Source organism: Nocardiopsis sp. LDBS0036 (assembly GCF_041228755.1).
GTDB lineage: Bacteria > Actinomycetota > Actinomycetes > Streptosporangiales > Streptosporangiaceae > Nocardiopsis > Nocardiopsis dassonvillei.
This window is the reverse complement of sequence record NZ_CP141103.1, coordinates 294,408-306,632: the sequence shown is the minus strand read 5'-3', so window position 1 is coordinate 306,632 and position 12,225 is coordinate 294,408. Positions and strand designations below refer to the sequence as shown.

The 12,225-nt window shown below is 72.5% G+C and carries 10 protein-coding genes; 5 read left to right on the top strand and 5 right to left on the bottom strand.

Translation table 11 applies throughout. The features are described from left to right. Positions 1-246: 246 nt before the first annotated feature. The 3 genes from UIS43_RS01135 to UIS43_RS01125 form a co-directional block, all read right to left on the bottom strand. Positions 247-1,512, bottom strand: a complete 1,266-nt coding sequence (locus tag UIS43_RS01135) for a hemolysin family protein (RefSeq protein ID WP_013152524.1) — start codon at positions 1,510-1,512, stop codon at positions 247-249. A gap of 263 nt (positions 1,513-1,775) precedes the next feature. Continuing rightward, entirely contained in the window at positions 1,776-3,545 is a 1,770-nt protein-coding gene (arc, locus tag UIS43_RS01130) for a proteasome ATPase (RefSeq protein WP_019609145.1), read from the bottom strand. A 346-nt stretch (positions 3,546-3,891) separates the two neighbouring features. Further along, positions 3,892-4,956, bottom strand: coding sequence for a tRNA (adenine-N1)-methyltransferase (locus UIS43_RS01125; RefSeq protein WP_013152522.1), 1,065 nt, complete (start codon positions 4,954-4,956; stop codon positions 3,892-3,894). Positions 4,957-5,147: 191 nt separating this feature from the next. On the opposite strand from UIS43_RS01125, the gene ppgK reads away from it, so the two are divergent. Next, a complete protein-coding gene (gene ppgK / locus UIS43_RS01120; protein WP_358414170.1) occupies positions 5,148-5,912 on the top strand; it encodes a polyphosphate--glucose phosphotransferase in 765 nt (254 codons plus the stop codon). Positions 5,913-6,201: 289 nt separating this feature from the next. On the opposite strand, the gene UIS43_RS01115 is transcribed toward ppgK, so the two are convergent. Then, complete coding sequence (locus UIS43_RS01115; RefSeq protein WP_013152520.1) at positions 6,202-6,567, bottom strand: hypothetical protein; 366 nt, start codon at positions 6,565-6,567, stop codon at positions 6,202-6,204. 209 nt (positions 6,568-6,776) lie between these two features. Between UIS43_RS01115 and UIS43_RS01110 the strand changes: the two genes are divergently transcribed. Together UIS43_RS01110 and UIS43_RS01105 are read left to right on the top strand one after the other, a co-directional pair. Next, positions 6,777-8,060 (top strand): helix-turn-helix transcriptional regulator, encoded by a 1,284-nt coding sequence (locus UIS43_RS01110; RefSeq protein WP_013152519.1) that lies wholly within the window; start codon positions 6,777-6,779, stop codon positions 8,058-8,060. 32 nt (positions 8,061-8,092) lie between these two features. Then, entirely contained in the window at positions 8,093-8,566 is a 474-nt protein-coding gene (locus tag UIS43_RS01105) for a hypothetical protein (RefSeq protein WP_013152518.1), read from the top strand. A gap of 160 nt (positions 8,567-8,726) precedes the next feature. Here the strand turns inward: UIS43_RS01105 and UIS43_RS01100 are convergent, their stop codons facing one another. Next, the gene (locus UIS43_RS01100) at positions 8,727-9,791 is read right to left on the bottom strand and encodes a site-2 protease family protein (protein ID WP_071621839.1); all 1,065 of its coding nucleotides are present in this window, start codon (positions 9,789-9,791) and stop codon (positions 8,727-8,729) included. A gap of 384 nt (positions 9,792-10,175) precedes the next feature. Between UIS43_RS01100 and UIS43_RS01095 the strand changes: the two genes are divergently transcribed. Beyond that, on the top strand, positions 10,176-10,997 hold the full coding sequence (locus UIS43_RS01095) for a RecB family exonuclease (RefSeq protein WP_013152516.1): 822 nt from the start codon (positions 10,176-10,178) through the stop codon (positions 10,995-10,997). Positions 10,998-11,169: 172 nt separating this feature from the next. Next, positions 11,170-11,874: a response regulator transcription factor gene (locus UIS43_RS01090; protein WP_013152515.1), complete on the top strand. Its 705-nt coding sequence runs from the start codon at positions 11,170-11,172 to the stop codon at positions 11,872-11,874. Positions 11,875-12,225: the final 351 nt, after the last annotated feature.

Here is a 12,225-nt window from a genome sequence, read left to right as displayed (position 1 = left end):
GGCCGCCGCCCCCGGCGACCGCTCACCTGATGTGCCCGGAGCGCCTGGCCCGTGCCGCGCCCGGCCAACCAGCGCGGGGACCCAGAGCACCATCGCCCCGCCGTCACGGGGACCGGACGCGACCGGCGCGGGAAGGGGCCGACCGGTGGTCCGGTCGGCCCCCCAAGGCGCTCTCGGAGTGCGTTTCCACAGGCACTGGCCGGTACCAGGGCAGCGGTACAGCGCGTCCGGGCGGGCCGCGCGGTGTTACGCCGCGGGGGACATGGTCACCTGGGTGACGGTGCGCCCGTTGGCCTGGTCGATCCTGGCCTTCCAGGAGTCCAGCACCACCTCTTCCCCCGGCTCCTGGGGGATGTGGCCCAGCACCGCGATGACCAGCCCGGCGACGGTGACGTAGTCCCCTTCGGGCAGGTCGTCCAGATGAATGTCGATGTCGGGCAGGTCGTGCACGGGATAGGTCCCGGGCAGGGTGAAGGACCCGTCGGCGTTGCGGGTCACGGTGCGTATGTCGGAATCGGTCTCGTCGTAGATCTCCCCGACGATCTCCTCCAGCAGGTCCTCCAGGCTCACGATGCCGTCGACGCCACCGACCTCGTTGATGACCACGCCCAGCTGCTGGTGTTCGGCGATCATGCGGCGCAGGGCCAACGACACCACCAGGGAATCAGGCAGGAGCAGCGGTTCGCGGGCCAGTTCTCCGGCGTCGGCCCCACCGCGCACCAGGTCGGACCAGTGCACGACACCGAGCACGTCGTCCAGGTCGTCGTCGTTGACCACCGGCGCCCGGGAGTGCCCGTGTTCGGCGAGCATCTGCGCCGCCTGGGCCGCGGGCGTGCGGGCGGGGATGGTGAACACCTCACCACGGGGAACGACGACCTGGCGCAGGCGCCGGTCGTCGATCTCGAAGGCTCCGGAGATGATGGTGCGCTGCTCCCGGGTCATGCCCCGCTGGGTGGCGAGCATGTCGCGCAGCTCCTCCTCGCTGACCTCCTCCTTGGCCGCGGAGGGGTCACCGCCCGTCAGGCGCACCACGAGGTTGGTGGAGACGCTCAACAGCCACACCACGGGGCGGGAGAGCATGGCGAGCAGGTCCAACGGTCGGGAGACCAGCACCGCCCACGTCTCGGCCCGCTGCATGGCGATGCGCTTGGGCGCCAGCTCTCCGAAGACCAGCGTGACGAAGGACAGGAGCACGGTCACCAGGACGATCGCCACCGGGCTGGCGGCCGAGCCCAGGAAGCCCAGGGGCTCGATGAGGGGCTGCGCCAGGGACACGGCCGCGGTGGCCGAGGCCAGGAAGCCCGCGAGGGTGATGCCGATCTGGATGGTGGCCAGGAAACGGTTGGGGTCCCGTGCCAGGCGAGCCACCGCCCGGCCGCCGGGACCCCGCGCCGCCAACTGTTTGATCTGCCCCTCCCGGAGGGTGATCAGGGCGATCTCGCTCCCCGCGAACAGGGCGTTGACGAGAACGAGGACAAGGACGAGGCCGAGTTGAACCCCGTAGCTTTCCATAACTGCTGTCGTCTCCGATGCTGTAGTGCTCTGGCACGGAACCCGTTCGGGCCGTGGCACCAGAGCCTCTCACAACCCCGCCCGGGAACCGCCCTCGGCTGTCAGCCGGATTCGAACGGGCGTCGGCGAGGGCACTCCTCGGCCCGCTCCGCCTCCGGGAAAGTGTCATCACCCTGCCGTCACGGGACCCGGGGACAACCGGCACGGGAAGGGGCCGACCGGTGGTCCGGTCGGCCCCTCGGAGCGCTCTTGCAGCCGTGTTCCTACAGGTACTGGCCGGTGTTGGGCACCGTGTCGATGCTCCGACCGGAGTCCGCGCCCTTCTTGCCCGTGACCAGGGTCCGGATGTAGACGATGCGCTCGCCCTTCTTACCGGAGATGCGCGCCCAGTCGTCGGGATTGGTGGTGTTGGGCAGGTCCTCGTTCTCGCTGAACTCGTCGACGCAGGCCTGCATCAGGTGCGAGACCCGGATGCCCTTGGACTGCTGGTCGATGAAGTCCTTGATGGCCATCTTCTTGGCCCGGGAGACGATGTTCTCGATCATCGCGCCGGAGTTGAAGTCCTTGAAGTACAGGACCTCCTTGTCACCGTTGGCGTAGGTGACCTCCAGGAAGCGGTTCTCCTCGCCCTCGGTGTACATGCGCTCCACGACCCGCTGGATCATGGCGTCCACCGTGGCCCTGGCCGAACCGCCGTGCTCGACGAGGTCCTCGTCGTGCAGCGGCAGGTCCGTGGTGATGTACTTGCCGAAGATGTCGCGGGCCGCCTCGGCGTCGGGCCGCTCGATCTTGATCTTGACGTCCAGGCGGCCGGGGCGCAGGATCGCCGGGTCGATCATGTCCTCGCGGTTGGAGGCGCCGATGACGATGACGTTCTCCAGGCCCTCCACACCGTCGATCTCGCTCAGGAGCTGGGGCACGATCGTGTTCTCCACGTCGGAGGACACACCCGAGCCGCGGGTGCGGAAGATCGAGTCCATCTCGTCGAAGAAGACGATGACCGGGGTGCCCTCGGAGGCCTTCTCCCGTGCGCGCTGGAAGACCAGGCGGATGTGCCGCTCGGTCTCTCCCACGTACTTGTTGAGCAGCTCGGGGCCCTTGATGTTGAGGAAGAAGCTCTTGCCGACGTCGCGGCCGGTGCGCTCGGCGACCTGCTTGGCCAGCGAGTTGGCGACCGCCTTGGCGATGAGCGTCTTACCGCACCCGGGAGGGCCGTAGAGCAGCACGCCCTTGGGCGGGCGCAGCTTGTGCTCGTAGAAGAGCTCCTTGTACAGGTAGGGCAGCTCGACCGCGTCGCGGATCATCTCGATCTGCCCGGAGAGGCCGCCGATGTCGGTGTAGGCGATGTCGGGGACCTCTTCGAGGATGAGCTCCTCGACCTCGGACTTGGGGATGCGCTCGTAGACGTAGCCCGAGCGCGGCTCCAGCAGCAGCGAGTCGCCGGGGCGGATCGCCTCGTCGCGCAGCGGCTCGGCCAGGCGGACGATCCGCTCCTCGTCGTGGTGGGAGATCACCAGGGCGCGCTCGCCGTCCTCAAGGATCTCCTTGAGCATGACGACCTCGCCGACGGTCTCGAAGGACTCCACCTCGACGACGTTGAAGGCCTCGTTGAGCATGACCTCCTGGCCGGGGCGCAGGTTGTCCAGGTCCACCGAGGGACTGACGTTGACCCGCATCTTGCGGCCGTTGGTGAAGATCTCGACGGTCTCGTCCTCGCGCGAACCGAGGTAGACGCCGAAGCCCGACGGCGGCTGGGCGAGCCGGTCGACCTCCTCCTTGAGCGCCACGATCTGCTCGCGCGCCTCCTTCAAAGTGGAGACGAGCCGTTCGTTCTGGCCGTTGGCGGCGGCGAGGTTGGCCTGTGCCTCCCTCAGCCGCTCCTCCAGCAGGCGTACATGCCGGGGCGAATCGGCGAGCTTGCGCCGAACAACGCTGAGTTCCTTTTCCATGTAGGAGACCTGGGCCGTGAGTTCTTCGACTTCACGGTCCCGGTCGCTCTGACGCTCGTCGTCGCGCTCAGCCACGTCCGCCACCTCCCTATGAGGAACTACATCGGAGCCTACCTACCCTCGCCCTATTCCTAACCTCCCAAGGCCGCAGAGTGTCGTAGGCCTCATTTCCAGGTCTTGCGTCAGCACAGGTCAGAGTGCTAGCGGATGACCCGACGTAATGAGAACGTAACCTCTGGGTCCGGCCACGGGCAAGGAGTCCGCCCCTCCGGGCGCTCCCTCCCCGCGCACGTCAGCGGACCCGCCCGCACACGCCGGAGCCCGCCCGGGCGGGTCCCCGTGGGGACCGCGCCGGGGACGCACGGTGAGGAGCGGTGTGCGTCCCGCGCGGGCGGGCTCAGTCGGTGGGCTCGGGTGAGGGGCCGGGAGCTCAGCCGCGGGCGCCGTCCTCCGGGGCCTGAGGGTCGACAGCGCCCTCCGGGGTCTGCGGGCCGGAGGCGTCGGCCGCCCCGCCGGACTCCTCGGCACCCCGGGGCGCCTCGGGAACCGCCGCGTCGGTGGCCAGCGCCCGGACCTCCCCGGCCGGGGTCGCCTCCCGCGCTCCGTCCGCGCGCCGGTCCTGCTCGCGCGCGGCGGTGAAGTCCTTGCCGTAGGCGCCCTTGGCCGGACGGCGGCGTCGCTCGGGGGCCTCGGCCCCGTCGGCCAGGCGGCGCGCGACCACCAGGAAACCGGTGTGCCCGATCATGCGGTGGTCGGGGCGCACCGCCAGGCCCTCCACGTGCCAGGTGCGCAGCATGGTCTCCCACGAGCGCGGCTCGTAGAAGCGGGGGTCCTCGCGCAGCTGCTCCACGACGCGCGAGAGCTGGGTGGTGGTGGCGACGTAGCAGCACACCAGCCCGCCCGGGATGAGGGCGTCGGCGACCGCGTCCAGGCACTCCCAGGGCGCGAGCATGTCCAGGAAGACGCGGTCGACGTCGGTCTCGTCCAGCTCCTCCACCAGGTCGCCGACGGTGAGCTTCCAGGCCGGGTGCGGACCGCCGTGGAACCTCTCCACGTTCTTGCGGGCGATCTCGGCGAAGTCGGCGCGGCGCTCGTAGGAGTGCACCATGCCGCTCTCACCGACCGCGCGCAGCAGCCAGTTGGACATGGCCCCCGAGCCCGCCCCGGCCTCCACCACGCGCGCGCCGGGGAAGATGTCGGCCTCCACGAGCACCTGGGCGGCGTCCTTGGGGTAGACGATGGTCGCGCCCCGCTTCATCGACAGGGTGTAGTCGATCAGCAGGGGGCGCAGCGCCACGTAGGCCGTGCCGGTGTTGGAGCGCACCACACTGCCCTCGGGCTGTCCGATGAGGTCGTCGTGGTCGACCTTGCCCTTGTGGGAGTGGAAGGCGGCGCCCTCTCGCAGGGTGATGGTGTGCATGCGACCCTTGGGGTCGGTCAACTGCACGGTGTCGCCGTCGGTGAAGGGGCCGCGGCGGCCATGGATACCGGTCAACGTCGCTCTCGTCTTCCCACGTCGCTATTGGTTGGCAGGGCGATCGCCCAGGGTATCGGCCCCCCGGTACCGCGGCGAACGGGCACGGGGCGCCCCCGCGTGCGAAATCCCCGCGCCCAGGGCAGTATTCAGCCTGACGGGCCCCTGACCGCGCCCGACCACCACACGAGGACCACGGGAGAAGACAACCCATGTCACAGCTGACCACGGGGCTGGGAATCGACATCGGCGGCAGCGGGATCAAGGGCGCGCCGGTCGACCTGACCACCGGCGAGTTCCTCAAGGAGCGGATGAAGGTCCTCACCCCCGACCGCTCCGACCCCGAGGCGGTGGCCGAGATCGTGCACGGGATCGCCGAGCACTTCCCCGAGGCGGCGGGAATGCCCCTGGGCGTGACCTTCCCGGGCGTGGTGCAGGGGGGCGTGGTGCGCACCGCGGCCAACCTGGACAAGAGCTGGATCGACACCGACGCGCGGTCGCTGTTCGCCGAGGCCACCGGCCGCCCGGTGCGCGTGCTCAACGACGCCGACGCCGCCGCCGTGGCCGAGAGCCGCTACGGCGCGGCCAAGGACGTGCCGGGGGTGGTGCTGATGACCACCCTGGGCACGGGGATCGGCACCGCCCTGGTGGTGGACGGGCGCCTGGTGCCCAACACCGAGTTCGGGCACCTGGAGATCGACGGCCACGACGCCGAGACGCGGGCCTCCTCGGGCGCCAAGGAACGCGAGGAGCTGTCCTACCGCGAGTGGGCGACCGAGCGGCTGCAGCGCTACTACCGGGTCGTGGAGGACCTGCTGTGGCCGGACCTGATCGTGGTCGGCGGAGGGGTCAGCCGCAAGGCGGAGAAGTTCCTGCCGCTGCTGGACATCCGCACGCCCGTGGTGGCCGCCTCGCTGCTCAACACGGCCGGGATCGTCGGCGCCGCCCTGGCCGCCGCCGAGTCCGAGACCGGCTGAGGCGGCCCGGGCCACCCGGCCCTAGGGGTGCGGGCGCAGCCCCCTGACCGCCTTGTCCACGTCCCCCCTGGGCCCGTACACGGCCACGGCGCCCCCGGTGTCGAAACGCACGGGTGTGCGGACGCCGCGTCCCCGGCGCCGGGGGCGTGGACGCCGGTGCGCGGCGGGGGTGCCGCTGTCGGAGGCCTCCGCGCGGTCGGGGTTCACCGACCAGAGCCATCTGACGCGGTGGTTCGGCCGCTCCTACGGGATCACGCCGGGGGCGTTCCGCGCGGCGGACCGCGCCCGCTCAGCCCTCGCCGACGGACAGGGACAGGGCGACCACGATCCGCCGCGCGGCGGTGGAGGTGTGCGCGACCGGTGAGATGGGCACGCCCGCCAACGCCGTGGGCAGCCCGTCCTGGAGCGGCCAGCGCATCCACCACCACAGGTCCCCGCGGTGGGGCCGCAGCAGGGCGCGGTGGGGCCGGGTGCTGGGGCCGGCGTCCACCGCCCCGCACAACCCGTCCTCACGGGCCTCCACCCCGCGTGAGCGCAGCTCGGCGGCCAGCCCGCGCAGGGCGAGGTTGGTCAGCTCCACGCGGTCCACCGGCCCGGCCGTACCCGGGGCACACCTCAGGCTCGGACTCCCCGTCGGCGGGGTCTCAACGGTCAACGGGACTCCCCTCCCCTTCCCAGACGCCTTCTGGGACCAACGACCCTTGCACTCTGCCGTATCCGGAGGAAAAACCGCCGGTCCTATGCGGATCACGCATACGTACTTCTTTCTTACACATAGCCACCAGCGGCGCCCGGATTCCCTAACCTAAGCTCATGTCCCAACCAGACGGCGTTCTTCCACCGGACCTGTGGACACGCCCCCGCATGGCGGGTGCCCTGGCCACCTGTGACATGGCGACGATCATCGAGGGCGTGCGCGCGGCGCACGGCTGGTCCCAGGGCGACCTCGCCCGCGCGATCGACTACTCCCAGAGCTGGGTCTCGCGCGTGGTCAACGGCCAGCAGTCGCTGACCATCAGCCAGGTACACGACCTCGCCCGACGCCTGGGCATCCCGCTGCACATGCTGCGTTTCGGCGGCACCGCGCCCCAGGCCCGTCCCGCCGAGAAGGGGGTGGACACCACGAGGCGCCGCGACTTCGGACGCGCGGTGGCCGCGGGAGCCCTGCTCACCGCCACCACCGTCACCACCGGTGCGGCTCCGGCCCCGGTGGCGTCGGACCCGTACCCCGACACCGTCAACGAGACGACCGCGCCCTCCCTGCGCGCCATCACCGGGGGCCAGCGCCGCATGGACGCCACCTCCCCCTCCCGCCACCTGCTGCCCAGCGCTGTGGCGCACGTGCATCTGGCCGAGCACATGCGTGGGCAGGCGCACGGGACGCCCTTCCACGGCGAGTTGAGCGCCGCGGCCAGCGAGGCCTCCGGCTTCGCCGCCTGGCTGCACGCGGACCGGGGGGACATGGGGTCGGCCAGGGCGCACTACCGCACCGCCGTGACGCGCGCGCGCCAGGCGGACATGCGCCTGCTCGACGTGTACATGCTGGGCTCCCTGGCTGCCTTCGAGACCGACACCGCCGAGGACCACCACCTGGGCCTGGGGCTGGTCCAGGAGGCCGAACACGTCCTGGGCCCCGCCGCCCACCCCACCGCGCGCGCCTGGCTGGCCTGCGTGGGGGCGCTCGCGCACGCCGGGAACGGGGACGGCGCTGCGGCCGCGCGCGCCCTGGGCCGGGCGGAGCGGGAGGTGGCCCGCTCCGCCAACACCGACCCGCCCTGGCCGTGGGTGTTCGCCTTCGACGAGACCAAGGTCGCCGGTTACCGCGCCCGGGTGGGCGTGCGGCTGCGCCAGCCGCACGACGCCCGGCGGGCCTTCGCCGAGGCGTTCGCGCCCAACGGGGGCAACCCCAAGCAGTCCGCGGTCCTCCAGGTGGAACTGGCCTCGGCGCACGCCGACGCGGGGGACGTGGACGAGGCCTTCCGCCTGGTCCACGAGGCGCTGAACACGGGCGTGCGCTACGAGTCCGAGCGGATCATCGGCCGGGTCCGGGCCTTTCGCCGCCGCTGCTCGGGAACGCGGGCGCGCTGCGTGGCCGACCTGGACGACCGGCTCCTGTCCCTGGTGAGGGGCGCCGCCGCCCAGGGGTAGGAAAACCGCGAAGCGACCATCAGGGAGGTCCCGTGATCCACATCGGAGTCACCGGTCACCGAGACCTGGCCCCCGGCGTGCGACGCACCGTCACCGCGCTGCTCACCGCCCACCTGGAGCCCTACGGCTGCGAGATGGTGGGCCTGTCCTGCCTGGCCGACGGCGCCGACGCCGTCTTCGCCGAGGCCGTCGTCGCCGCCGGAGCCCCGCTGGAGGCGGTCATCCCCGCCTCCGGCTACCGCCAGGCGCTGCCCGAGGAGCACCGCCCCGTCTACGACCGCCTCCTGCGACAGGCCGTCCTCGTGCACACGCTGCCCCGCACCGAGTCCACCCCCGAGGCTCACCTGGAGGCCGGAAGGCTGCTCGTGCGGCGCTGCGACCAGCTCGTGGCCGTCTGGGACGGCCAGCCCGCGCGCGGCCCCGGCGGCACCGCCGACGTGGTGGCCTACGCGCGCTCGCTCTTTCGCCCGGTCTCGGTGCTGTGGCCCGAGGGCGCCCGCCGCTGATCCCCGGTTCGGCGCCCGCCAACCGCGCCGCGCGACCCCCACCCGCGCCGCGAAGGAGAAGATCGGCACCCTCCCACCACCCAGCGTCCACCGCCCGCGCCGCGCGCCCCGCCGCGAAGGAGAAAAACGGCCCCGCCGACACCGTCCGGCCCCGGCCGGTTCAGCGCCCGCCCGAGACCACCGCGTTGACGTCCGCGGCCCTGAGCACCCCGCGCACCCCACCGGCCTCGTCCACCACCACGTACTCCGGCAGCGGATGACCCGTCAGCGCCCGTAGCAACTCCTCACCCTCCAGACCCACCGGCACCAGAGAATGCTCGGTCACCGCACGGGACACGCTCGACACCGGCACCCACGCCCGGCGCTGCGGCTCGATCGCCCCGGCCGCCGCCGGGTGCACCACCGCCGTGGGAACGCCCCGGGCGTCGGTCACCACGACCTCCACCGCCTCCGCCTCCCGGGCCCGTCGCTCGGCCTCGGCCAGCGGCGTGTCGGCCGACACCGTCACCGAGGCCCGGGCCAGGTCCCGGGCCCGCAGGCGCGGAATGCGCTCCCGCACCCGGGCGGAGCGCAGCGCGTCGGAGGCGCCCATCCACATGAAACCGCCCAGGACGAAGCCCCACACCACGCTCCACGGGCTGAGCCGACCGCCCGCCCACCACGTGATCAGGAACGGCAGCGCCACCACCAGCAGCGCCAGCACCCGACCGCCCCAGGCCGCGGCCGCACTCCCCGCGAAGGGCCTGCCCGTCGCCTTCCACACCCCGGCGCGCAGCAGCCGCCCGCCGTCCAGCGGAAGCCCCGGCAGCAGGTTGAACGCGCCCACCAGCAGGTTGGCGATCCACAACTGGAACAGCAGCTCACCCACCACGGTGCGCGGCTCGGTGAACAGGTACAGACCGAACCCGCCCGCCGCCAGCAGCAGGGAGAACAGCGGACCGGCGAACGCGATCCAGAACTCACGCCCCGGCGTGGGCGCCTCGCGCTCGATCTCGGAGACCCCGCCCAGGACGTACAGCACGATGCGCCGGACCGGCAGGCCGTACATGCGCGCGACCACCGCGTGCGCCAGCTCGTGCACCAGCACGGAGGCGTAGAGCAGCACGGCGAAGACGAAGGCCAGCAGGTAGGCGGTCGGCCCCAGCGCCAGGCGGCCCTGGACGACGCCGCCGTAGACCAGGGTGATCAGAGCCGCGACGATCAGCCACGAGGAGGTCACGTACACGGGGATGCCGAAGGGGCGGCCGATCAGTAACCCCGGTCTGGCGGAACGCTCGCGGGGTCTGGGCGCGGATGGGTCACTACCGGTCGTCACACCCCCAGCCTACGGCCCGCCCGCCCCGGCCCCGCGGCGCCCACGGCCCGGCTCCGCGCCGCACCGCCCGCCCGGTTGTCCACAGGCCCGATCCGCCCGTGGCGCTACGCCGGGCCGCCGGTGTTTCCTGGATACAGGGGGCCCACGGGACCGGTCGGCACCCTGCTTCCCGGATTCGGGACCGCCTCCCGCACCCGTGCCGCTTCTCCACAGACCGCTCTCTCCACGGGCCGCTCGTCCACAGGCCGCCCTCTCCCCTCGCGGCCTGTCGCGACCTTCTCATAGGCTCGATCCATGACCACCGCGCTCCTCCCGTCCGCCCTCTCCCCCTCCCGGGCCTCCGACTTCCTCCAGTGCCCGCTGCTGTTCCGCTTCCGCACCATCGACCGCCTCCCCGAGGCGCCCAGCGCGGCGGCCCTGCGCGGCACCCTCGTCCACGCCTGCCTGGAGCGCCTGTACGAGCTGCCCGCCGAGTCGCGCAACCCGCGCAACGCCGTCGGCCTCGTCGAGCCCCAGTGGAAGAAGCTGCGCGAGAAGAAGCCCGAGCTGGACGAGCTGTTCGCCGACGACGCCGAGCGCGACACCTGGCTGGAGTCCGCCCGCGACCTGGTCCGCCGCTACTTCGACCTGGAGAACCCCACCGCCCTGGAGCCCCGCGACCGCGAGATGCGCCTGGAGGTGTCCCTGCCCACCGGCCTGCGGCTGCGCGGCTACGTGGACCGCATCGACGCCACCCCCTCCGGCCAGATCCGGATCGTGGACTACAAGACCGGCAAGTCCCCCGCGCCCCGGTTCGAGGACAAGGCCCGCTTCCAGATCTTCTTCTACGCGGTCATGATCTGGCGCGACCTCGGCGTCGTCCCCACCCGCCTCCAACTCGTCTACCTGGGCGGCGACGGAGCGGTGCGCTGGTACGACCCCACCGAGGACGAACTCCGGGCCGCGGAGTCCGAGATCGCCGACATCTGGGCGCGGATCGAGGCGGCAGGACGCGCCGGGGTGTGGGAGCCCCGCAGGAGCAAGCTCTGCGGCTGGTGCGAGCACCAGGCGCTGTGCCCGGAGTTCGGCGGCACCCCGCCGCCCCTGCCCGCGCCGACGGACCGCCCACGCGGGTGACCCGCCCGTACGCCGACCGCGCGCGTGACCCGGCCGGGCACCGGCAGGACGCGGGGTCCGGCCCCGCATCGGGGACGGCCCCGCCCCATCCGCGCCGCGCCCACAGTCCACTGACACGGGTGACCCCGGGCTCGGACCCGCGCACCGCCCGGGATACGGCACAATTCCCCCTGTGCCCGTCTCAGTACTGCTGGTCGACGACCAGCCCCTCGTCCGCGCCGGCTTCCGCATGATCCTGGAGTCCGCCCCGCACCTGTCCGTCGTGGGCGAGGCCTCCGACGGCCGCGAGGCGGTCCGGGCGACCCGCGGCCTGCTGCCCGACGTCGTCCTCATGGACGTGCGCATGCCCGGCATGGACGGGATCGAGGCCACCCGGCAGATCGTGTCGTGGGCGCGGCCCCTGGGACACCGGGTACGGGTCCTGGCGCTGACCACCTTCGACCTGGACGAGTACGCCGTCGAGGTGCTGCGCGCGGGCGCCTCCGGGTTCCTGCTCAAGGACGCGCCGCCCGCCGAACTCGTCTCGGCCGTGGAGGTGGTCGCGGACGGGGCGGCGGCCATCTCCCCCGCGGTGCTCAACCGCCTGCTCGACCGCTTCGCCCCGCTCCTGCCCTCCGCCTCCCCCGCCACCGAACCCGCCGAGGACACCCTGACCGCCCGCGAGCACGAGGTCCTGCGCCTGCTCGCACGCGGGTGGTCCAACGCCGAGATCGCCGCCCACCTGGTCCTAGGCGAGACCACCGTCAAGTCCCACGTCGGCAGCATCCTCACCAAGCTGGAACTGCGCGACCGGGTCCAGGCGGTGGTCTACGCCTACGAGCACGGACTGGTCCGCCCCGGTGAGCGCGACCACGGCTCCGGACCCCACTCCGGCTGACACCCGCGACCCGCGTCCCGGGAGGACCTGGCCACCAGGTCCCGCGGACCCCGCCCGCGACACACGCACCGGGCCACCAGGTTCACCGGTCCGCGCGGACACACGGCCCCGGCACGCGAACCCCCGCCCCGCACAGGCTCCGGCCCGGCCCCGGACCCCCCCGAACACGGGCCCCGGGCGCGGCGCCGGGGACCCCGGCGCGTCGCTGTGGACGGGCCCCCGGCCTTGACAGGATGATCCGGTGATCGAACTCACCGGCCACGAGCCCCGTTCCGGGCGAACCCCACCCTCCGGTACCGCGTCCCCTCATGGGTTGTCCACAGCACGCCGGTCACCACGGGTACAGGCGGG